The sequence below is a fragment of the Rhodococcus maanshanensis NBRC 100610 genome (assembly GCF_001894865.1).
GTDB classification, from domain to species: Bacteria; Actinomycetota; Actinomycetes; order Mycobacteriales; family Mycobacteriaceae; genus Rhodococcus_G; species Rhodococcus_G maanshanensis.
In genome coordinates, this window is sequence record NZ_BCXA01000014.1 from 42,432 (window position 1) to 63,599 (window position 21,168).

At 69.5% G+C, this 21,168-nt stretch carries 20 protein-coding genes; 14 read left to right on the forward strand and 6 right to left on the reverse strand.

The features are described from left to right. The first annotated feature begins 55 nt into the window (after positions 1 to 55). Positions 56 to 643, forward strand: a complete 588-nt coding sequence (locus RM1_RS08010; RefSeq protein ID WP_072750798.1) for a TetR/AcrR family transcriptional regulator — start codon at positions 56 to 58, stop codon at positions 641 to 643. Between the two features lie 23 nt (positions 644 to 666). Here the strand turns inward: RM1_RS08010 and RM1_RS08015 are convergent, their stop codons facing one another. The 3 genes from RM1_RS08015 to RM1_RS08025 form a co-directional block, all read right to left on the reverse strand. After that, positions 667 to 1,308 (reverse strand): LuxR C-terminal-related transcriptional regulator, encoded by a 642-nt coding sequence (locus tag RM1_RS08015; protein ID WP_072750799.1) that lies wholly within the window; start codon positions 1,306 to 1,308, stop codon positions 667 to 669. Beyond that, positions 1,308 to 2,612, reverse strand: coding sequence for a sensor histidine kinase (locus RM1_RS08020; protein WP_169922293.1), 1,305 nt, complete (start codon positions 2,610 to 2,612; stop codon positions 1,308 to 1,310). Before RM1_RS08020 ends, RM1_RS08015 begins: the two co-directional genes overlap by 1 nt. 159 nt (positions 2,613 to 2,771) lie before the next feature. Then, positions 2,772 to 5,015, reverse strand: coding sequence for an N-acetylmuramoyl-L-alanine amidase (locus tag RM1_RS08025; RefSeq protein WP_072750801.1), 2,244 nt, complete (start codon positions 5,013 to 5,015; stop codon positions 2,772 to 2,774). Between the two features lie 220 nt (positions 5,016 to 5,235). Between RM1_RS08025 and RM1_RS08030 the strand changes: the two genes are divergently transcribed. The 5 genes from RM1_RS08030 to RM1_RS08050 all read left to right on the forward strand — a co-directional run bounded on the left by RM1_RS08030 (position 5,236) and on the right by RM1_RS08050 (position 9,774). Next, positions 5,236 to 6,762: a SpoIID/LytB domain-containing protein gene (locus RM1_RS08030; protein ID WP_072750802.1), complete on the forward strand. Its 1,527-nt coding sequence runs from the start codon at positions 5,236 to 5,238 to the stop codon at positions 6,760 to 6,762. A gap of 143 nt (positions 6,763 to 6,905) precedes the next feature. Next, complete coding sequence (locus tag RM1_RS08035) at positions 6,906 to 7,379, forward strand: VOC family protein (protein WP_072750803.1); 474 nt, start codon at positions 6,906 to 6,908, stop codon at positions 7,377 to 7,379. Between the two features lie 44 nt (positions 7,380 to 7,423). Then, the gene (locus RM1_RS08040; RefSeq protein ID WP_072750804.1) at positions 7,424 to 7,921 is read left to right on the forward strand and encodes a winged helix DNA-binding protein; all 498 of its coding nucleotides are present in this window, start codon (positions 7,424 to 7,426) and stop codon (positions 7,919 to 7,921) included. 45 nt (positions 7,922 to 7,966) lie between these two features. Then, entirely contained in the window at positions 7,967 to 9,196 is a 1,230-nt protein-coding gene (locus tag RM1_RS08045) for a cytochrome P450 (RefSeq protein ID WP_072750805.1), read from the forward strand. Continuing rightward, on the forward strand, positions 9,193 to 9,774 hold the full coding sequence (locus RM1_RS08050; protein ID WP_072750806.1) for a TetR/AcrR family transcriptional regulator: 582 nt from the start codon (positions 9,193 to 9,195) through the stop codon (positions 9,772 to 9,774). Before RM1_RS08045 ends, RM1_RS08050 begins: the two co-directional genes overlap by 4 nt. A 6-nt stretch (positions 9,775 to 9,780) precedes the next feature. Here RM1_RS08050 and RM1_RS08055 read toward each other — a convergent pair whose 3' ends face one another. Continuing rightward, positions 9,781 to 10,512, reverse strand: a complete 732-nt coding sequence (locus RM1_RS08055; protein WP_072750807.1) for a VIT1/CCC1 transporter family protein — start codon at positions 10,510 to 10,512, stop codon at positions 9,781 to 9,783. Between the two features lie 80 nt (positions 10,513 to 10,592). Between RM1_RS08055 and RM1_RS08060 the strand changes: the two genes are divergently transcribed. Beyond that, complete coding sequence (locus RM1_RS08060; RefSeq protein ID WP_072750808.1) at positions 10,593 to 11,144, forward strand: MepB family protein; 552 nt, start codon at positions 10,593 to 10,595, stop codon at positions 11,142 to 11,144. A gap of 21 nt (positions 11,145 to 11,165) precedes the next feature. Here RM1_RS08060 and RM1_RS08065 read toward each other — a convergent pair whose 3' ends face one another. After that, entirely contained in the window at positions 11,166 to 11,726 is a 561-nt protein-coding gene (locus tag RM1_RS08065) for a hypothetical protein (protein WP_218019684.1), read from the reverse strand. Between the two features lie 103 nt (positions 11,727 to 11,829). Here RM1_RS08065 and RM1_RS08070 point away from each other — a divergent pair, with 103 nt between their 5' ends. The 7 genes from RM1_RS08070 (at position 11,830) to RM1_RS08100 (ending at position 20,498) form a co-directional block, all read left to right on the forward strand. Beyond that, positions 11,830 to 12,591 (forward strand): MerR family transcriptional regulator, encoded by a 762-nt coding sequence (locus tag RM1_RS08070; RefSeq protein ID WP_072750810.1) that lies wholly within the window; start codon positions 11,830 to 11,832, stop codon positions 12,589 to 12,591. A gap of 134 nt (positions 12,592 to 12,725) precedes the next feature. Beyond that, positions 12,726 to 13,946 carry a UDP-galactopyranose mutase gene (glf, locus tag RM1_RS08075; RefSeq protein ID WP_072750811.1) on the forward strand — a complete coding sequence of 407 codons (1,221 nt, stop codon included), beginning with the start codon at positions 12,726 to 12,728 and terminating at the stop codon, positions 13,944 to 13,946. Then, positions 13,943 to 15,865 carry a glycosyltransferase gene (locus RM1_RS08080; protein ID WP_072750812.1) on the forward strand — a complete coding sequence of 641 codons (1,923 nt, stop codon included), beginning with the start codon at positions 13,943 to 13,945 and terminating at the stop codon, positions 15,863 to 15,865. Before glf ends, RM1_RS08080 begins: the two co-directional genes overlap by 4 nt. 13 nt (positions 15,866 to 15,878) lie before the next feature. Further along, positions 15,879 to 16,415 carry a phosphatase PAP2 family protein gene (locus tag RM1_RS08085; RefSeq protein WP_174562931.1) on the forward strand — a complete coding sequence of 179 codons (537 nt, stop codon included), beginning with the start codon at positions 15,879 to 15,881 and terminating at the stop codon, positions 16,413 to 16,415. After that, complete coding sequence (locus RM1_RS08090) at positions 16,412 to 17,317, forward strand: decaprenyl-phosphate phosphoribosyltransferase (protein ID WP_027501970.1); 906 nt, start codon at positions 16,412 to 16,414, stop codon at positions 17,315 to 17,317. The genes RM1_RS08085 and RM1_RS08090 overlap by 4 nt, the downstream gene beginning before the upstream one ends. Continuing rightward, positions 17,295 to 19,220: an arabinofuranosyltransferase AftB family protein gene (locus tag RM1_RS08095; RefSeq protein WP_072750825.1), complete on the forward strand. Its 1,926-nt coding sequence runs from the start codon at positions 17,295 to 17,297 to the stop codon at positions 19,218 to 19,220. Before RM1_RS08090 ends, RM1_RS08095 begins: the two co-directional genes overlap by 23 nt. Positions 19,221 to 19,502: 282 nt before the next feature. Further along, entirely contained in the window at positions 19,503 to 20,498 is a 996-nt protein-coding gene (locus RM1_RS08100) for an alpha/beta hydrolase (protein WP_072750814.1), read from the forward strand. A 311-nt stretch (positions 20,499 to 20,809) separates the two neighbouring features. Here the strand turns inward: RM1_RS08100 and RM1_RS26360 are convergent. Next, a partial coding sequence (locus RM1_RS26360) for a hypothetical protein (RefSeq protein ID WP_218019685.1) occupies positions 20,810 to 21,168 on the reverse strand: 359 nt, incomplete at its 5' end.

Sequence of the window (21,168 nt, forward strand, 5' to 3'; positions counted from 1 at the left end):
CGACCGGTCAACTAAACGTCAATCGGTCATAGTTGTCCGGTTGTATGGTGGCCGGGTGGGACGAACAAGCGACGCCCGTGAACGCATGCTCGACGCTGCCTGCGGGCTGATCCGAGACCGTGGATACGCGGGGGTCGGCGTCGCCGAGGTGTGCGCCGTGGCCGACGTGCGCAAGGGCAGCTTCTATCACTACTTCGAGTCCAAGCAGGTCCTCACCCGCGAGGTGATCCAGGAACACTGGCAGACCCAGCGCGCCAGATGGGTGGCGGTGCTCTCCGGCGGGGGGCCTCCCATGGAGCGTCTCGAGGCGCTCTTCGCGATGCAGGTCCAGGACCTGCGCGCCGAGCAGGCGGACGGGGCGATCAACGGCTGCCTGTTCGCCAACCTCTCACTCGAGCTGTCGACGCAGGACGCGACCATCCGGGCGGACCTGGAGTCGATCTTCGACGAGCAGGCCGCCCTGGTGGCGGCGGTGCTCGACGATGCCGTCGTGGACGGCAGCCTCACCCCGGACGGTTCGAGCGGCGAGCTGGCGGCGGCCATGCTCGCCCAGCTCGAGGGGGCCGTGTTGTTCGCGAAGCTGCGGAACGACGCGGCCGCGCTCGACGGGTTGTGGGGGCAGCTGGTCCGGCTGATGCGCTGAGAGGTGCCGGCGCCCGGGCGATCTCATTCGAGGTAGCGCAACACGGCGAGCACCCGCCGGTGGTGGCCGTCCGACGGCGGCAGGTCCAGCTTGGTGAAGATGTTGCCGATGTGTTTTTCCACGGCTCGCTCGGTCACCTGCAACGAGGCGGCAAGGGCGGCGTTGGACAACCCCTGCGCCATCAGCCCGAGTACTTCGCGCTCGCGGGGGGTGAGGGCATCGAGGGCCTTGGCCTTGCGACTCGAGCCGATCAGCTGGGTCACCACCTCCGGGTCGAGCGCGGTTCCGCCCGCCGCCACCCGCTGCAGCGCGTCAACGAACTCGCCGACGTCCGCGACCCGGTCCTTGAGCAGGTAGCCGACGCCGGCGGCCCTTCCTGCGAGAAGCTCAGCGGCATAACGTGTCTCCACCCATTGTGAGAACACCAGCACCCCGACGTCGGGGAACCTGCGGCGCAGGGCCACCGCCTCGACCAGGCCCTCATCGGTGAAAGTCGGCGGCATCCGGATGTCGACCACCGCGACATCCGGCAGGTGTTCGGCGACGGCCGGCCCCAGCGAGGTCGCGTCACCCACGATGGCGACGACCTCGTGGCCGCGTTCGATCAGCAACTGCGCCAGTCCATCCCGGAGGATGGCGTTGTCCTCGGCGATCACGATCCGCATCAGTGTGTCCCGTCGACCGGCAGCGAAAGGGTCACCACGGTCGGGCCCCCGGCCGGGCTGTCCACGTGCAGTGATCCGTCCACGGTACCGGCCCTGGCCGCCAGCCCGGCGAGCCCGCTGCCTGCACCGACCACCGCCCCACCGATGCCGTTGTCCCGCACCGACACCGACAGCCCATCACGGTCGGACGTCGCGGACACCCAGGCGCGGGTCGCCCCGGAATGCCTCGCGACGTTGGTGAGCAGTTCGGCGACGGAGAAGTAAGCGATCGTCTCGGTGCCGGGAGTCGGCCGCGGATCCACCGACACCGCCAGGTCGACCGGCACGGCGCTGCGGGCGGCCAGCGTCTGCAGTGCGGGCGCAAGGCCCAGGTCGAGGGCGGGCGGATGGATGCCGCGCACCACCTCCCGCAGCTCGGTCAGGGCGTCCTTCGCCGCGGTGTGTGCGCTGTGCACCAGGTCGGAGGGATCCTCGCCCGCGGCGATGCGGTCCTCCGCGCGGCCGAGGGTCATCGCCATCGCGACCAGCCGGGCCTGGGTGCCGTCGTGCAGGTCGCGTTCCACCCGGCGCAACCTCGTGGCCGAGTCCTCGACCGCCTCGGTGCGGGTGCGTTCGAGTTCCTCGACGCGGGCATCGCGAGGTGAGGGCCCGAGCAGGGCTCGGATCAGCACCCGGTCCAGCGCGGCGAGGCCGCGGATCGGCCATGGCGCCAGGAACAGACCGACGATGCCGGTCGCGGACAGCAGCAGCATCTGCGCCCAGGTGTCGAGGTACACGTCGCCGAACTGGAGAAGCGAATGCCGGGCGACGCCGTTCGAGTCGTAGTTCACGGGGTCGATCAGCCACCACAGCAGCGGCGAGATCGTAAGGCCAAGTGAGACAACCGCGAACAGCAGCGCGCCCCACACGGCTGCGACCGCGAGCAGGGTCTTGATCAGCATGAACGCGATCGCGCGCCATCCCGTTCGGTCGATGAGCCCGGACCAGATGAACCCGAGCACGCCCGGCCGAGGGGAGAACGAAGGCGGGTCCTCCACCGGCGAGCGGAGCATCCACGCAGAGAGGGAACGATAGGCGTGGCCGAATCCCCTGGCCCCCACGATCATCGCGGCCAACAGGGGGATGCCGATCAGGGTGATCACGAGGACGCCCCCGAACACGGTGCCGAGGAAGAGAAACGTGATGCCTGCGAGTGCCAGCACGGCGGTCACCGCCAGGTATCCGGTCTCCCGCCAGGTCTGCGCGGCGATCGGGGCGCGGAGGAACTCGAGGAGCGCCGGTGCGCGGGGCGTGGTCGTTGTCATGGGAACCATGTTTCCCGATGCCCGAGGAGCGTTCGAGGGTGTTGCCAGGCGACTCGGGGGTGTGGCCAGCCACACCATGGGCGCGCGGCCGCGGATACGGATCGGCCCCGCATCGGGGAAACCGATGCGGGGCCGATGTTCTCGTTCGATGCCTGCGGCTCAGCCTGCGGGGGCCGGCGCCGGTTCGGCGGCTGCGGGCGGAGCGGGAGGCGCCACCGGGGCGGGTGCCGCCTCGGCGACGGGCGCGGCGGCGGGGGTCGCGGCCGCACCCTCCTGGTAGGCCTTCGCGTAGGCGTCGTTGTAGGTCTTGAGGATCGTGGTGACGATGCCGGTGACCTCGTTGAAGATCAGCGAGCCGCCCTCGAAGTCGGTGCGCTTGCCGTCCGGCACCGTGTACTCGTCGCTGGTCGGCAGGCCGAGCGAACCGGCGTCGAGGCCGGCGGTCTGCCAGGTCTCGAAGATCTTGCCGAGCACCGTCCACACCCCACCGTTCGGGGAGGTGGCGATGGCGCCGTTGGTGAACTTCACGACCTTGTTGCCGCCCTTGACGGGGATCTCGCCGGACAGCGAGTTCCCGAGGCGCCCGGTGTCGCCGCCCTCCGCGATCCACTTCTGTGCGATGGGGGAGGGGTCGGTCAGCCGGAGCAGCTCGCCGACCAGTGCGCCGAGGGCGCCGGCCGTCGAACCGGTGCCCGCCGCGGCGGCGTCCGGGGCGGGCACCGGGGTCGCGTTGTCGGTGGGCGGGTTGTTCGGTGCTGCGGCGAGCACGCCGGACGATGAACCGCCGCCGAGGTTCGCCGCCGCGATGTCGCGGATCTGGCCGAGCTTGGCATAGCCGGCGTCGCCGGGGCAGCTGGTGTTGCCCACGTCGCGGTGCGCGAAGATGATCGGCAGGTCAACGGCCTCGCCCTGGGCGTACGGCGTGAATTCGGTGCCCTCGGAGTACATCGTGGTGCGGCCCTTGGGATCCAGGCCCGCCTTGGCGAGTCGCCAGCCGAGGAACTTGCCGACCGCGTTGACGGTCTCCTGCGGCGGGGTCACCGTGGAGAAGTCGCCCATCATCGCGATGCCCATGGTGTTCTCGTTGAACCCGCCCGCGTGTGCGCCCTGGACGTTGCGGTCGAGACCGCCTGCGCGGCCCTCGAAGATCTGGCCGTACCTGTCGACCAGCACGTTGTAGCCGACGTCGCACCAGCCGAGCGTGGAGGCGTGGTACGCGTAGATCGCGCGGACGATCTCGACGGACTCCGACTTGGAGTAGTCGTTGCTACCCGCGGTGTGGTGCACCGTCGCACCGCCGAGGGAGTCGTCGTACACCGGCTCCTGGCAGCGGATGGACTCGTCGGCCCCCCACTGCGCACGGGTGATCACCTTCGGGCCGGACGAACTGCCGAGGGGAGTCGCGATGTCGCCGAGGGTGCTGTCCGATGCCGAGGTGCCGGGCTCGATGAGCACGGCCGTGACCGCCTCGGCGAGCTGCTGCACGGAGTTCGTCTGCGGCGCGGCGGCCGGTTGCGGCGCCGGTGCCTGCTGAGGTGCCTCGGGTTGCGGCGCGGGTTCCTGGCCGCGCAGCGGGGTCGACAGCGCGGCGGGCGCGAAGCCCATCGGCAGCTGCGCGGGATCGGCAGGGGCCAGCTGATTCGGCAGCGCCGGGGCAGGGACACCGGGCGCCGGAGCGTCGGCGGTTCCCGACGCTGGCAGCGCCGCTGCGGCCTTCTCGACGTTGGTGACCAGAACCTGGACGGCCTTGGTGGCGCCGACGAACACCGGTTCGGTGCCCGTCTTGCCCCCCGTGGTCTTGTCGTTCTTGCGGGAGTCGATCTTCTCGGTGGTGAACCAGGGTCCCCACGAGCCGTCGGCCAGCTGGGCGCGAACCTTGGCGGCGGCGGCGCCGAGCTCCGAGGTCAGCGCGATCATGCTGAACGGGGTGTCGCGGGTGATCTCCTTGACCGCGGTACCGAACTGCTCCTCGGGAGCCGGTGCAGGCGCGGGAGCCGGTGCCGGCGCGGGAGCCGGTGCGCCGCCTGCGATGTCGCCGGGCGCGGGCGCGGTCAGCTGCGGGATCTGGATCGACGGCGGCAGCGAGATCCCGGGGGGCAGCGGCAGGTTCTGCGGCAGCGGGATCTCGGTGGGGAGGTTGGCCGGGATCGGGATCTTCTTCAGGTCGGAGAGCCGGAGGTCGGGCAGGTCGAGACCGGTGATGTCCTTGAGCGGGATCACGATGTCGGGGACCTGCGCGAGGACCACCTCGGCGATCTGCGTCGGGACAGCCGACGGCGCGGAGGTGGTGGTGGTACGGACGCCGGTGGCGCTGGTGACGCCCCAGACCGCGAGCGGGCTCGCGATCGCCAAGGCGGCAACCGTGCCGAGAACGATTGACGGCTTTGGTCGGCGGTACGGCAAGGGGACTCCCTCAGTTGTGGTTCGCGGGTGTCGGTGTCAGCAACTGGTGATACAGGTGTGACGGTTGTTGCCATCGCTAGTCACTCTTGCCACACTAGTCACAAACTTTCCAACGCTCAACCTTAACTTGAGGCTTTCGAGATCGGCACGTACGCGCCACCGCGCGTCATTCCGAATGTCGCGCGCTGACGATCAACTCCGTCGATGAGGAGATCAGGGTATGGCGAGGACCCGTAAGAAGAAATTCGTCGTGGGACGACCGATGCGGGGCGGCTGGACGCCGTTCGCGATGCGGGCCGCGATCCTGGGGCTGGCGCCCGCACTCCTGGTCGGCGGCACCATCGGCGTGGTGGTCGCGACCAGGTCGTCGGGCCCCGATGTCGCCGAGGCGGTCGCCGCCGACGCCCCGTACACCCTGACCGGCTACGGCCACGGTCACGGCCGGGGGATGGGGCAGTGGGGCGCGTACGGCTACGCCAAGCAGGGCTGGACCGCCGAACGCATCCTCGGCTACTACTACGGCGGGACCACACTGGAGGCGTTGGGGGACAAGGCGATCGGTGTCCGGCTCATGGGCCTGGACGGCAAGGGTCTCGACGTGTTCTCGGATTCGCCGATGGGGGTGGCGGGCCGGACCGTGGCGCCGGGGGAGGCCGCGCACCTGACCGCGGCGCCCGGCGGCGGCGCGACCGTCGTCGTCACCAGGGGCTGCGACGGTGAGGTGGTGTGGCAGGACTCCACCACCCACCCCTGGGTCGACCCCGTCGACCTCGGCCCCGACCGGCCGGCGAACGAACACCTGAAACTGTGCGGTGGCGGCGCGCCGTTCCGCGGCTCGCTCGGCGTCGCGCTCGAGGGCGACGCACCGCGGGTCGTCAACCACGTCGGCATGGAGGACTATCTGCTCGGCGTCGTGCCCGCGGAGTCGAGGGCCGAGTGGGCGGACACCGGCGGCGCCGAGGCGCTGCGCGCGCAGGCCGTCGCGGCCCGGTCCTACGCGGCGGCCGAGAGTCGGTACGCCTACGCCGAGACCTGCGACACGCAGGACTGCCAGGTGTACGGCGGCTCCTCCAAGGAGAATCCCAAGACCACCGAAGCCGTCCGCTCGACAACCGGCAAGGTGCTGATGAAGGAGGGCAAGCCGGTCTCGGCGGAATTCTCCGCGTCGACCGGCGGGTACAGCGCGGGCGGCGCGTTCGGGGCGGTCGAGGACCTCGGGGACAGCGAATCCCCCAACCACAAGTGGACGCAGACCGTGACCGCGGGTGAGATCGCCCATGCCTTCGGGGTCGGCGAGCTGCACTCGATCGAGGTCACCTCGCGCAACAACCTCGGCGCCGACGGCGGGCGGGTCACCGGGATGAGGGTGGCAGGCTCGACCGGCACCAAGGAGGTGACCGGCGACGAGGCGCGCACCAAGCTGGGGCTGAAGTCCGACTGGTTCACCATCACCGAGGGCGTCGGTCCAGCGGCGCCGCCGCCTGCCTCCGCGCTGGCTGCGCCTGGCGTCGACAACGCCGACCCGACCGGGAAGGTGGAGCCGACCGACATCGAGCGCAAGTATGCGGAGCTCGGTGGGCATCTGGGCGTGCTCGGCGCGCCGGTCGGTCCGGAGTTGGCGATGCCCGACGAGGCAGGCCGGTTCCGGATGTACACGCACGGCGCCATCGTCTGGACCAAGACCACCGGTGCGCAGGTGCTCGACGCCAGCGTCCTGACGGCCAAGCTGCCAGGGCTGGGGAGCTGACCCCACGTCGCCGGATCCGGATGAGTTCTGCCCTTGATGCGGGCGGAACTCATCCGGATCTTGTGTCGCTGTCGACGATGAGTTTCGGCTCGCTCCCGGGTCACAACATGTGAGAGTGGAAATCCACGACCCGGGAGGCAACGATGCAGATCAACCCCTCACTCTGGTTCGACGATCAGGCCGAGGACGCCGCGAAGTACTACGTGTCGATCTTCAAGAATTCGAAGATCCTGACGGTCTCGCGCTACCCGGCGGGAGCGCCTGGCCCGGAGGGCAGCGTGATGACCGTGGACTTCGAGCTGAACGGGCAGCAGTTCAACGCGATCAACGGCGGCCCGCAGTTCACCTTCACCGAGGCGATCTCCCTGCTCGTCAACTGTGATTCGCAGGAGGAGGTCGACGAGTACTGGGACAAGCTCACCTCGGACGGCGGGCAGGAGGTGCAGTGCGGCTGGCTCAAGGACAAGTACGGACTGTCCTGGCAGATCGTGCCCCCTGGATTCGAGGAGATGATGGTCGCCGGTGACCCCGAGAAGGCGCAGCGTGCCATGCAGGCGATGCTGCAGATGAAGAAGCTGGACGTGAACGAGCTGCGGCGGGCGTACGAGGGCGGATGAACTCCGCTTGACCTCAAGATGGGTTGAGGTCACAGACTGTCGGCATGACGCACACGACAGAACTCGACGACGGCACCCTGGCCCGGCTTCCCATCGGCCAGTGGACCGATGCGGCGCACACCGAGGTCATCTCCTTCATCCGTCGTTGGTTGGCCGCCCGTGGCCTCACCCAGCCGCAGTACTGGATCATTCGCAATCTGCACCAGGATGACCTGGCCTCGGCGGCAGAGGCCGAGTCCGGTCTGACACCTGCCGAACTCACCGCCCGCATGAGCTCCTATCTGCTGCCGCAGGACGAGCCGGAGTCCGACGCCGCCGATCTCGTCGAGCGCGGACTGCTCACCCGGGATGCCGCGGGTCGGCTGCGGCTGGCCGAGCCGGGTCGGCGGGCGCATGCCCTGGTCAAGGAGCAGTTGCCGGGCGTGCGCCGAGAAATCCATGCGGGTATCGACGACGCCGACTACGTCACCACGGTGAAGGTGCTCCGCCGAATGATCCTGAACGTGGGCGGGGAAGAGGCGTTGGCGCGGTATCCGGTCTGACGACCAGTGATTGACAAAGTTGCTCATGTGTCTCACGCTCGACACATGACAACGACTATGTCCGGCCAGGCCGCCTACGTTCCGCGTTCCGCAGAGTCCTGGCGCGACCCCTGGGGCATGTATGCCGCGCTGCGCGAGCACGACCCGGTCCACCACGTGGTGCCCGAGGAGTCGCCCGCCGACGACTACTGGGTGCTGACCCGGCACGCCGACGTGTACGCGGCCGCCCGCGACCACGAGACGTTCTCCTCCGCGGACGGCCTGACCACGAGCTACGGCGAGCTCGACAAGATCGGGCTCAGGGACAACCCGCCCCTGGTGATGCTCGATCCGCCGACGCACACCGAGTTCCGCCGCCTCGTCGCCCGCGGGTTCACCCCGCGTCAGGTCGAGGCCGTGGAGCCGGCGGTCCGTGAGTTCGTCGTCGAGCGCATCGAGGGGTTGCGCGCGGCGGGCGGCGGCGACATCGTCACCGAGTTGTTCAAGCCACTGCCGAGCATGGTGGTGGCGCACTACCTGGGCGTTCCCGAGGAGGACCGCGGGCAGTTCGACGGCTGGACCGAGGCGATCGTCGCCGCCAACGCCAACGGTGACCCGCTCGAGGCGGCGACCGCGGTCGGAGACCTGATGGGCTACTTCGGCGGGCTGATCGAACGGCGCAAGGCCGACGTCGCCGCGGGCAAGGAAGCCGACGACACCATCTCGCACCTCGTCGCCGCCGGCATCGCCGCCGACGGGGACTTCGCGGGCGTGCTGTCCATCCTCGGCTTCGCGTTCACGATGGTCACCGGGGGCAACGACACCACGACCGGCATGCTCGGCGGCTCCTCCGCGCTGCTCACCCAGCACCGCGACCAGCGCGCGCTGCTGCTGGAGGATCGGTCCCGCATCCCCGACGCCGTGGACGAGCTGCTCCGCCTCACCTCGCCGGTCCAGGGGCTGGCCCGCACGACCACCCGCGACGTCACGATCGAGGGCGTCACCATCCCCGCAGGCCGCAAGACACTGCTGGTCTACGGGTCCGCGAACCGCGATCCGAGGGCGTACGGCGCGAACTCCGAGGAGCTCGACGTGCTGCGGGCGCCCCGCCAGATCATGACCTTCAGTCACGGCAGCCACCACTGCCTCGGCGCCGCGGCCGCGCGCATGCAGGCCCGCGTCGCGCTCGAGGAACTGCTGGCCCGCTGCCCCGACTTCGAGGTCGACGTCGACGGCATCGAGTACGCGGCCGGTAACTACGTCCGGCGGCCGACGCACGTACCGTTCCGGCCATGAGTTCCGGAACCTGGCTGCGCGACGAACGCACCGATCTCGCGGCGGAGCGCATCCTCGATGCGGCCGCGGAGCTGTTCGTCGAGCGTGGCGTCGCGACGACCGGGATGGCCGAGGTCGCCAAGGCCGCCGGGTGCTCGCGTGCGACCCTCTACCGCTACTTCGAGAACCGTCGCGCGCTGCACCTGGCGTTCGTGCACCGGGAGGCGCGGCGGCTCGGCGAGCGGGTGACCGGCCTGGTGGCCGGCATCGAGGATCCCCGCGAGCGGATCACCGCGGCCATCCTCGCCTCGGTGCGCGAGGTGCGGGCGACGCCGACGCTGGCCGCCTGGTTCGGGCTCGGCGACGCGGGCATCGCCTCCGAGCTGGCGGGCACCTCGGAGGTGATCGAGGTGCTCGGCGCGAGCTTCCTCGCCGACGCGTGGGGCGGCGACGACCGCGAGATCTCCAGTCGGGCAAGGTGGCTGGTGCGGGTCATCGTCTCGCTGCTCACCGTCCCCGGCGCCGATGACGCCGACGAGCGGGCGATGATCGAGCAGTTCGTCATCCCGGTGCTGATGGCGCCGGCGCACCGGGTCTGACCGGGCTCAGATCTGCACGGTGTCCACGATCTGCCCGATGCCGTAGGTGACGATCATCGCCAGCGCGCCGCCAAGCACCACCCGCAGCACTGCCTTCCCGCGTGGTGACCCGCCGAGCCGGGCGCTGACGCTGCCGGTCAGCGCGAGCGCGACCAGCACCGCGACGAACGTGATCGGCACGCGCGAGGTGGCGGGCGGGACGAGGATCGCGATCAGCGGCAGCAGGGCGCCGAGGGTGAAGGAGATGGCCGAGGAGATCGCCGCCTGCCACGGATTGGTCAGCTCGTCGGGGTCGATGCCCAGCTCGGCGTCGGCGTGCGCGGCGAACGCGTCGTGCGCGGTCAGCTCCTCCGCCACGGTGCGGGCGGTCGCGGGGGTCAGGCCCTTCGCCTCGTACAGGGACGCGAGCTCGTCGAGTTCGGCGTCGGGCAGCTCGGCGAGCTCGCGGCGTTCCTTGGCCAGCAGTGACCGCTCGGAGTCACGCTGGGTGCTGACCGAGACGTACTCGCCGAGCGCCATGGACACCGCGCCCGCAGCCAACCCGGCGATGCCAGCGGTGAGGATCGGGCCGCGGGCGGTGCTCGCCGCGGCGACGCCCACGACAAGACCGGCGGTGGAGACGATGCCGTCGTTGGCGCCGAGGACGCCCGCGCGCAGCCAGTTCAGCTTGGCGGAGAACCCCTGGGCGTGCGGCTCCGACGGATGCGGTGTCGGGAGCTGATCCGGATCGGAACTCATACGCGGAACGCTATCGGCATCAAGATGACTCGGCCAGCAATGCAAGGCTCGCCGAAGTCGCGCCGCCGTATCCTCGGCGCGTGAGCGTCGAACCGGAACCGTGGTCGGATGCCGGGGCCGTCCACGCCGACCTGCTGGCAGCGAAGGCGCTGCTGTACGACCCGTGTGGGCTCGCCTGCTCGGCGCCGGTTCCCGAGCTCGAGGGTGCCGCCTACGGCGCGTACGAGCTCACTGTCGACGGCCGTCCGATCCGCTTTCGGGTCGCCAAGACGACACCGAAGAAGGCCGGCCAGTTCGTCACCCTGTGGACGAGGTCGGCGCAGGGCCCCATCGCGCCCTTCGACGTCGACGACGCGGTCGAGTTGTTCGTCGTCAGCGCCCGCGACGGTGATCGCTTCGGGCAGTTCGTCTTCCCGAAGCGGGTCCTCGCCGATCGGGGCGTGCTGTCGCGAGACGGTGCGGGCGGGAAGCGGGCGATCCGCGTGTACCCACCGTGGGCGGCGACCACCAGCCGACAGGCCCGCGGCACGCAGGCTTGGCAGCTGGACCATTTCCTGCCGATCGCGGGCGCGGCCACCCTCGACACCGCCCGCGCACTGGCGCTCTATCGGGTTCAGAGGTCGCGCGGGTAGGCGCCAGTGCCGAGGGTCGGCTCAGTCGTGGAGAGTGACGCCGGGTAGTGGGCGGCCGGTGGCGTCGAACAACGCTGCTCCACAATCGCAGCTCTCGTCGGCCAGGGTCTCGGTCGCAGGCAGTTCCCAGACCAGCATCTGTGAGCAGCCCGGGCAGTTCAGGCTGACCAGGGTCTCCTCGGGTTCCGAGCCCCAGGCCCGCACCGGGAGGCCCTCGTGCATCAATCCGGTCAGCTCACCCTCACCGTTCAGCGCGACCAGGACCTCGTAGGTGTCGGTGCCGTTGTCCCACACCGCGAGCGTGCAGCCGAGATCTGCCAGCACAGCGGACAGGTGATCGAGCTGGCGAACCGGGAAATCACCGCGGCGCAGCGTCGGGTCGGCCTCGGCCGCCCGGTAGACGACGTCGGTGTCGACGTCCGTCGGCTCTGCCCCGAAGGCCCGCACCCGACCGGCCACGAACGCCGCCAGCAGGCCCGGCTGCTCCTCGCCGGTCCAGTCCATCCCGAACATCACGCTCTCGACCCGGACCCCACTGGCCCGTTCGCCGGTGGTCAGGACCAGCTCTTCCAGCTCCGTCACGGCGATCACGCTATCAACTGCCGGGCGCGCCTTGACATTGACGCAGCGTCAACATTCATCCTTGTCTTGTCGGATCGCACCGACACGACGAGAGGAACCCCGGATGGCGGGCGAATGGTCGATCCAGGACCTGGCCAAGGCGGCCGGGACCACCAGTCGCACGCTGCGTCACTACGGCGAGCGGGGGCTGCTGGAACCGAGCCGGATCGGCGCCAACGGATACCGGTACTACGACCAGGACGCCCTCGTGCGGCTGCAGCGGATCCTGCTGCTGCGCGAACTCGGCCTCGGCCTCCCGGCCATCGCCGAGGTCCTCGGCGGCGAGCGGGACACCGCGGCCGCGCTGCGCACCCATCTCGCCCTGCTCGAACAGGAGCTCGGCCGGGTGCGACGGCAGATCGAGTCGGTGCGGACGACATTGCAGAAGACGGAAGGAGGTGAACAACTGATGGCAGAGGAAGTTTTCGACGGCTTCGACCACACCCGGCACAAGGACGAGGTGATCGAACGCTGGGGCGAGCAGGCCTACGAGTCCGGCGACCGCTGGTGGCGCGGCCAGACCGGCGAGCAGCGCCGGGCCTGGCAGGCGGCACTGGCACAGCTCAACGCCGACTGGATCGACGCCACGGAGTCGGCCTCGGCGCCCGACGGTGAGCGGGCACAGGAGCTGGCCCGTCGCCACGTCGAGTGGCTCGGCGGCATCCCCGGCACGCCAGGGCACGGCGCCGCTCCGGTCAAGGAGTACATCCTGGGTCTGGGTGAGATGTACGTCGCGGACGAGCGCTTCGCCGCCAACTACGGCGGAACGCGGGGCGCGGCCTTCGTCCGGGACGCGTTGACGGTGTATGCCCAGCGCAACCTGTAGGTGGCGACGGCGTGAACTCCGGCTGCAGACGGAGTTCACCCCGGCGAGGTGGCCGCCGGATCGTCTGTGACCTACCACCCGGCAGCCCCGGGTTGGCCGGGACCTCCACGCCAGGTCCGATACCCTGGTTGCCCGTGACCTCTGTAACCCAAGGCCCCGCCACCTCTGGCCAGTACGACCTGATCATCGTCGGTTCGGGTTTCTTCGGACTGACCATCGCCGAGCGTGCGGCGACCGAGCTGGGTAAGCGGGTCCTCGTGCTGGACCGTCGCCACCACCTCGGCGGCAACGCCTACTCGGAGGCCGAGCCGGAGACCGGCATCGAGGTGCACATGTACGGGGCGCACCTGTTCCACACCTCGAACAAGCGGGTCTGGGACTACGTCACCCGGTTCACCGAGTTCACCGGCTACCAGCACCGCGTCTTCGCGATGCACAAGGGGCAGTCCTACCAGTTCCCGATGGGCCTTGGCCTGGTGTCGCAGTTCTTCGGCAGGTACTTCACCCCCGATGAAGCCCGGGCGCTCATCGCCGAGCAGTCCGCCGAGATCGACAGCAAGGACGCGACCAACCTCGAGGAGAAGGCGATCTCCCTGATCGGGCGCCCGCTGTACGAGGCGTTCGTCCGGGACTACACCGCCAAGCAGTGGCAGACGGACCCGAAGAACCTGCCCGCAGGCAACATCACCCGGCTGCCGGTCCGCTACACCTTCGACAACCGCTACTTCAACGACGCCTACGAGGGCCTGCCGGTCGACGGCTACACCGCGTGGCTCGAGAACATGGCCAAGGACGAGAAGATCGAGGTCCGGCTGAACACCGACTGGTTCGACGTGCGGGACGAGCTGCGCGAGCAGTCCCCGTCGGCTCCCGTTGTCTATACCGGTCCGCTGGATCGCTACTTCGACTACTCCGAGGGCGAACTGGGCTGGCGCACCCTCGATTTCGAGACCGAGGTGCTGCCGACCGGTGACTTCCAGGGCACCCCGGTCATGAACTACAACGATGCGGACGTGCCGTTCACCCGCATCCACGAGTTCCGGCACTTCCACCCCGAGCGCGAGTACCCGGCGGACAAGACCGTCATCATGCGCGAGTTCTCCCGCTTCGCGGAGAGCGAGGACGAGCCGTACTACCCGATCAACACCCCCGAGGACCGCGAGAAGCTCGAGGCCTACCGGGCGCGGGCCAAGGCGGAGACCGCGCAGAACAAGGTGTTGTTCGGCGGGCGCCTCGGCACCTACCAGTACCTGGACATGCACATGGCCATCGCGAGCGCGCTCAGCATGTTCGACAACACCCTGCGGCCGCACCTGGAGTCCGGTGCGCCGCTCGGCAACGGGAACGACGCATGAGCCCCCGGCACCTGATGGAGCAGGACACGCTCTTCAGCGAGGACGTCGAACCGCTCGGCAAGGCGTTGCTGCAGCGGGTCATCCTGCCCCGGCCGGGCGAGCCCCTCGACGTGCGCACCCTCTACCTGGAGGAGGCGGCCACCAACGCCAGGCGCGCACACGCGACCTCGCGGACCTCGCTGTCGATCGGCGCCGAGTCCGAGGCCTCGTTCTGCACCTACTTCAACGCCTTCCCGGCCAGCTACTGGCGCCGCTGGTCGATCCTGACCTCCGTCGTACTGCGCCTGGAGCTGTCCGGTCACGGCCGGGTCGATGTGTACCGCTCGAAGGCCGACTCCTCCCGAATCCACGTGGAGGGCAGGGAGTTCCAGGACGGCGACGTCGCGCTTGAGTTCGAGGTGGAGCTGGCCCCGTTCGAGGACGGCGGCTGGATCTGGTTCGACATCACCTCCGACACCGAGGTGGTGCTCGAGAGCGCAGGCTGGTACGCCCCGATCGAGGCGCCAGGCGTGGCGAGCGTCGCGGTCGGCATCCCGACCTTCAACCGGCCGACGGACTGTGTGAAGGCGCTCACCGCCCTCGGCTCCGATCCGCTGGTGATGGACGTGGTCAAGGCCGTCATCATCCCGGACCAGGGCACCCGCAAGGTCCGCGACGAGCCGGGCTTCACCGAGGCCGCCGCGGCGCTCGGCGACCGGCTCGCGATGCACGACCAGGCGAACCTCGGCGGCTCCGGCGGCTACAGCCGGATCATGTACGAGGCGCTCAAGACCACCGACTGCCAGCAGATCCTGTTCATGGACGACGACATCGAGATCGAGCCGGACTCGATCCTGCGCGCGCTGGCGCTGTCCCGCTTCGCCAAGTCCCCGACCCTGGTCGGCGGCCAGATGCTGAACCTGCAGGAGCGCAGCCACCTGCACTCGATGGGCGAGGTGGTCAACCGCGGCATCTTCATGTGGTCGGCCGCCCCGAACGTCGAGTACGACCACGACTTCTCGCAGTACCCGCTCAAGGACCGGGAGAACTCGAAGCTGCTGCACCGCCGCATCGACGTCGACTTCAACGGCTGGTGGATGTGCATGATCCCGCGTCAGGTCGCGGAGGAGATCGGCCAGCCGCTGCCGCTGTTCATCAAGTGGGACGACGTCGAGTACGGCCTGCGGGCCCGTGAGGCCGGCTACCCGACGGTGACGATGCCGGGCGCGGCCATCTGGCACATGGCCTGGTCCGACAAGGACGACGCCATCGACTGGCAGGCGTACTTCCACCTGCGCAACCGCCTGGTGGTGGCCGCGCTGCACATGCCGGGCAACGGCAGGGGCCTCGTCGTCAACACGGTCAAGGCCACCCTCAAGCACCTGCTCTGCCTCGAGTACTCCACAGTCGCGATCCAGAACAAGGCCATCGCCGACTTCCTGCAGGGACCGGAGCACATCTTCGAACTGCTGCCCACCGCGCTCGGCGACGTCCGGGCGATGCGGGAGGACTTCCCGGACGCCGTCGTGCTGCCGTCGTCCACCTCGCTGCCGCTGCCCTCTGGCGCGGAGGTCGGGGCGGTCGGCGAGCCGACCAACCCGCTCGCGAAGCTCGTCCGCCTCGGCAAGGGCCTGGTGCACAACGTCCGGCCCGCGCACGAGCAGCACCACGAGCGACCGCAGCTCAACGTGCCAACCCTCGACGCCCGCTGGTTCCTGCTCTCCCAGGTGGACGGCGTCACCGTCACCACCGCGGACGGCCGCGGCGTGGTCTACCGCAAGCGGGACCCGCGTCAGGCCTGGGGCCTGCTGAAGGAGGCCATGCGGCTGCGCCGCGAGCTGGCCACCCGGTTCCCCGAGCTCAAGCGCGTCTACGCCGACGCGGTTCCGTCGTTGACCAGCAAGGAGAGGTGGGAGAGTGTCTTTCATTACCCGGCGTAGGCCAGAGGGTGCCCTGCTCGACGGCACCGGGACCACCGAGTCCGCCGCCGAGGTGAAGATCCTGGGCACCATCCAGTCCACCATCGGCGCACAGCCGGGCGTCATCGCCGCGGCCCGCGGCATGTCGCACTTCGGTGAGCACGCGCTCGGCTGGGTCGCGATCGCGGGCGTCGGCGCCGCGCTCGACCGGCCCCGCCGCCGTCAGTGGGCAGGCGTCGCGGTCGGCGCGGTCGGCGCGCACGCGGCCTCCATCGTCATCAAGCGGGTGGTCCGGCGTCCCCGGCCGAACGACCCGAGCGTGGCCGTCAACGTGTCGACGCCGAGCAAGCTCAGCTTCCCGTCGTCCCACGCCACGTCCACGACGGCCGCCGCGGTCCTCCTCGGCCGGCTGACCGGGCTACCCTTGCCCGCGGTGCTGGTGCCCCCGATGCTGCTCTCGCGGCTCGTGCTGGGTGTCCACTACCCGACTGATGTGCTTGCCGGATCCGCCTTGGGCGCAGCCTCGGCCGCAGTGGTGCTGCGTGCCGAACGGAAGTTTGGAGAGAAATGAGCGAGCACCCGACCGAGGTCGCCGGTCCGCCGAAGTCGCTGCCTGCCGGGATCGTCAAGGCACTGCGCCCGCGCCAGTGGGTGAAGAACGTCCTGGTGCTGGCCGCGCCGCTCGCCGCAGGCTCGGTGACCGAGGTCGACGTGCTGCTGCCGGTGGCGCTGGCCTTCGTCGTGTTCTGCATGGCCGCGTCCGGCATCTACCTGGTCAACGACGCGATGGACGTCGAGGCCGACCGGGCGCACCCGACCAAGCGCTTCCGTCCGATCGCCGCGGGCGTGCTGCCGGTCAACATGGCCTACGGAATGGCCGTCGTCCTGCTCGGCGGTTCGATCCTGCTGTCGTTCGCCGCGAACTGGCAGCTCGCCGTCGTGATGGCGGTGTACATCGGCATCCAGCTCGCCTACTGCTTCGGCCTCAAGCACCAGGCCGTCCTCGACATCTGCATCGTCTCGTCCGGCTTCCTGCTGCGGGCGATCGCCGGTGGCGTGGCCGCCGAGATCCCGCTGTCGCAGTGGTTCCTGCTGATCATGGCGTTCGGTTCGCTGTTCATGGCGGCGGGCAAGCGCTACGCGGAACTGCAGCTCGCCGAGCGCACCGGGGCGAAGATCCGCAAGTCGCTCGAGTACTACACCGCCACCTACCTGCGGTTCGTCTGGACGCTCTCGGCGACCGCGGTGGTGATCTGCTACGGACTGTGGGCCTTCGAGCGGGATCAGGTCAACAACACCAACTGGTTTGCGATCTCGATGGTCCCGTTCACGATCGCGATCCTGCGGTACGCGGTCGATGTCGACGGTGGCGAGGCGGGGGAGCCGGAAGAGATCGCGCTCGGCGATCGAGTGCTCCAATTCCTCGCGATTGCCTGGATTGGAGCGGTGGGTGTCGCTGTCTATATCGTCTGACAGGCCCCGCGTGGAGAACACCGACACCACCGAGCGGGCCGGCTCCGCCATGCGGTTGCCCGCATGGCTGCCCCGCTCGGTGTTCCTCGGTGGGATCGCGCTGACCGCAGCCCTTTTCGTCTGGGGTGGCTGGGAGCGCCGCTGGATCGCCGATGACGGGCTCATCGTGCTGCGCACGGTCCGCAACCTGCTCGCCGGCAACGGTCCGGTGTTCAACGCGGGGGAGCGGGTCGAGGCCAACACCAGCACCATCTGGACCTACCTTGTGTACGCGTTCAGCTGGCTGACGCAGGCCCGCCTCGAGTACGTGGTGCTCGGCATCGCGCTCGTCCTCTCCGGTGGCGCCATCGTGCTGGGCATGCTCGGAACGGGTGCCCTCTGGCGCGGCCTGGGCCGCCGGTCGGCCGCGACGCTGCTGCTGCCCGCGGGCGCGCTGGCCTACATCGCGGTGCCGCCCGCCCGCGACTATGCGACCTCCGGGCTGGAGTCCTGCCTGGTCATCTTCTGGATCGCCCTGCTGTGGCTGCTGCTGGTGCGCTGGAGTCTGCGCCCGCCGACCACCGCCTCGGTGCTGATCCTCGCCTTCGTCGCGGGCCTCGGACCGCTGGTCCGGCCCGAGATGGTCATCCTCGCCGGCCTCGCCCTGCTGATGATCTTCCTGGCGCCCGGCACCTGGCGGCTGCGCGCGTCGATCGTCGCGGTCGCGGGTGCGGTCCCGGTCGGCTACCAGATCTGGCGGATGGGCTACTACGGCCTGCCCTATCCCAACACGGCGGTCGCCAAGGACGCGGGCGGCGCCAAGTGGGGCCAGGGCTTCACCTATCTGTGGAACCTCGTCGGGCCCTACTGGCTGTGGCTGCCGCTGCTCGTGCTGGCCGTCGCGGTCCTGGTGACCCGGCCCTGGTCGGGTGCGGGTGCCGCCTCCGGCACCGAGGGCGGCTCCGCCGTCGCGCGGTTGCAGTCGCGGCTGCGCACCCCCGGCGCAGTGGTCGCGGTCATCCTGGTCACCGGGCTGCTGCTGATGATCTACTCGCTGCGGGTCGGCGGCGACTTCATGCACGGCCGGGTGCTGCTGCCCGTGCTGTTCTGCTTCATGCTCCCCATCGCCGTGCTGCCGGTCCGTATCCCGGCCCGCGAGGACTGGGGCCGGACCCGATCCACCGCGCTGTTCGCGGTCGGTGCAGGCGCCTGGCTGGTCACCGTGATCTGGGCGATCTCGGTGTCGAACTCGTCGGGCATGCCGAACGGCACCGTGGTCGGCAAGTCCGGGATCGTCGACGAGCGGAACTTCTACGCCCTCAACACCGGTCACGCGCATCCGATCCGGGCCGAGGACTACCTGGACTACCCGCGCATGCGCGCGATGGTCGAGGCGATCGCCAACACCCCGGACGGCGGACTGCTGCTGCCCGCCGCGGCCTTCACCTACTGGGACGTGGTGCCGCCGCCCGAGCCGATCCCCGAGGGTGGCGCCGGGCACACGGTCTACTTCCTCAACCTGGGCATGACGAGCATGAACGTCGGCCTCGACGTGAAGGTGATCGACCAGATGGGCCTGGCCTACCCGTTGGCCGCGCACACCAAGCGGCTCGACGACGGCCGGATCGGCCACGACAAGGCCCTCTACCCGGACTGGGTGGTGGCCGACACCGGCATGGTCGACATCCATCCGTGGCTGCCCTGGTACATGGACGAGGACTGGGTGGCCGACGCCAAGGTCGCGCTCACCTGCCCCGAGACCCAGGAGGTGCTGGCCTCGAGTCGGGGCGAGCTCACCCGTCCGCTTTTCATCCGCAATATCAAGCGCGCCTTCGACTACGCCAAGTACCGTTTCGACCGGGTTCCGGCGTACGAGATCCAGCGGTGCAACCTGGTGCCGCCTCCGCCGGTGGAACCCAGGTGAGCGGGTGCCGGGCAGGCCTTGCTTCCTTGGTCGTGCGAACTTGTCTCATTCGTGTAACGATGGCCCGTAACGGGCCGATATAGATGTCATGTGTGCCTCGGGGACACAGTCGAGGCACCGTTTGTCAGTGCTCGTTGTGTGACATACGCTCCACCGAGCGCAGTGTGATCTTGATCAGTTCCACTGTCGCTGCCACATGTGTGGGGGCGGCAGAGCATGGCTTCCCGCCGGATCGTCGGGCCGCTTCGGCGGGCACCGCAGAGAAGAAAGAGAGCAGTATTCATGCGTATTGGCAGACCGGGGTTTTCTGAGCGCCTCAAGCAGCGCGCCCTCGGCCTCACAGCAGCCGCGCTCGTCTTGCCGATGGCCGCTGGTATTGCCGGCACCGCCGTCGCAGGCGCCGCCCCGGTCGCGCACCGCGCGCCCGCGGGAGGTTTCGAAGAGGTCTTCGTGCCCTCTGCGATGGGCCCGATCAAGGTCCAGATCCAGTGGGCGGCCCGTGGTGGCAACGCCGCGCTGTACCTGCTGGACGGGCTGCGTGCGCGCAACGACCGCAACGCATGGACCTTCGAGACGAACGCGCTCGACCAGTTCCGCAACGACAACGTCACCCTGGTGATGCCCGTCGGTGGCGAGTCCAGCTTCTACACCGACTGGATGTCGCCCTCGAACTTCAACGGGCAGAAGGGCACCTACAAGTGGGAGACCTTCCTCACCAAGGAGCTGCCTGCCTACCTCGAGACCCGTGGCGTCTCGCGTAGCAACAACGGCGTGCTCGGCCTGTCGATGGGTGGCTCCGCCGCCCTGACCCTGGCCGCGCACCACCGCGACCAGTTCAAGTTCGCCGGCTCGCTGTCGGGCTACCTGAACATCTCCGCGCCGGGCATGCGTGAGGCGATCCGCGTCGCGATGCTCGATGCCGGCCGCTACAACGTGGACGCCATGTGGGGCCCGCCGTGGAACAAGCAGTGGCTGCGTAACGACCCGTTCGTGTTCGCCCCGCAGCTCAAGGGCCTGTCGATGTACGTCTCGGCGGCCAGCGGCCTGCCGGGTGCGCATGACAACCCGCGCGCGCCGATCGACTACTTCAACACGGCGAACGGCATGGCGCTCGAGGCGCTCTCCCTCGCCAACACCCGCGCGTTCCAGGTCCGCCTCGGCACCCTCGGTATCCCGGCCACCTACAGCTTCCCGGCCAGGGGCACCCACGCGTGGAAGTACTGGGAGAACGAGCTCTGGAATGCGCGGCCGCAGATCCTGTCCGCGCTCAACGCCTGATCGACCGGCTTCCAGGTCGCGGCGTAAACCGATGATGCCGCCCCTCGTGCCGATCAGGCAGCGTGGGGCGGCATCGCCGTTTTCGGGTCCGGACCAGCGCCGCGACCAAGGGGTCCTTACCCCGCAGAAGTAACAATTGCACCACCCGTCACAGCGCGTCACCCCCTGGCGCCGGCTCCCTGCGTGTAAAAAGAGCACGAGTGTAGGTGTCGTTCGAACGACATCGGCAAGGGCCGGGGGGACGGTCGAGGTCCGGATCTTCCGGGCCGACGCCACAGCACTGGGGCCAAACAGCAGAAGGAGTGTCACGGTCAGATGCGAACAGCACTGAGGAATCCGGGAACGCGTCCCGGGGGGAAGGCGTCCGCACCAGGCGCCCGCGGCAGGGTCTTGCGACTGCTCGCGGCCGCGCTCGTGCTGCCGACAGCGGCTGGCCTGACCACCGCGACCGCGACCGCATTCGCGTCGCCCGAGGCCTCCGAGACCACGACCACCACCACCACGACCACGACGACGACGCCGAAGGCGACCACGACGGCGAAGGTGCCCGCGGCCGAGACCCTCGCGCCCGTCACGACGACTAAGGATGTCGTCGCCACGACCACCGAGGCGCCCGCGCGGACCACGGTGGAGCAGACCACGACGGTCGCGCAGACCACCACGCCCGAGG

Bases quoted from the DNA above. Each gene is read 5' to 3' on its own strand.
- RM1_RS08015 (WP_072750799.1), bottom strand. From the start codon at position 1,308: ATGCGGATCGTGATCGCCGAGGACAACGCCATCCTCCGGGATGGACTG.
- RM1_RS08020 (WP_169922293.1), bottom strand. From the start codon at position 2,612: ATGACAACGACCACGCCCCGCGCACCGGCGCTCCTCGAGTTCCTCCGC.
- RM1_RS08030 (WP_072750802.1), top strand. From the start codon at position 5,236: ATGGCGAGGACCCGTAAGAAGAAATTCGTCGTGGGACGACCGATGCGG.
- RM1_RS08035 (WP_072750803.1), top strand. From the start codon at position 6,906: ATGCAGATCAACCCCTCACTCTGGTTCGACGATCAGGCCGAGGACGCC.
- RM1_RS08040 (WP_072750804.1), top strand. From the start codon at position 7,424: ATGACGCACACGACAGAACTCGACGACGGCACCCTGGCCCGGCTTCCC.
- RM1_RS08045 (WP_072750805.1), top strand. From the start codon at position 7,967: ATGACAACGACTATGTCCGGCCAGGCCGCCTACGTTCCGCGTTCCGCA.
- RM1_RS08050 (WP_072750806.1), top strand. From the start codon at position 9,193: ATGAGTTCCGGAACCTGGCTGCGCGACGAACGCACCGATCTCGCGGCG.
- RM1_RS08055 (WP_072750807.1), bottom strand. From the start codon at position 10,512: ATGAGTTCCGATCCGGATCAGCTCCCGACACCGCATCCGTCGGAGCCG.
- RM1_RS08070 (WP_072750810.1), top strand. From the start codon at position 11,830: ATGGCGGGCGAATGGTCGATCCAGGACCTGGCCAAGGCGGCCGGGACC.
- RM1_RS08080 (WP_072750812.1), top strand. From the start codon at position 13,943: ATGAGCCCCCGGCACCTGATGGAGCAGGACACGCTCTTCAGCGAGGAC.
- RM1_RS08090 (WP_027501970.1), top strand. From the start codon at position 16,412: ATGAGCGAGCACCCGACCGAGGTCGCCGGTCCGCCGAAGTCGCTGCCT.
- RM1_RS08100 (WP_072750814.1), top strand. From the start codon at position 19,503: ATGCGTATTGGCAGACCGGGGTTTTCTGAGCGCCTCAAGCAGCGCGCC.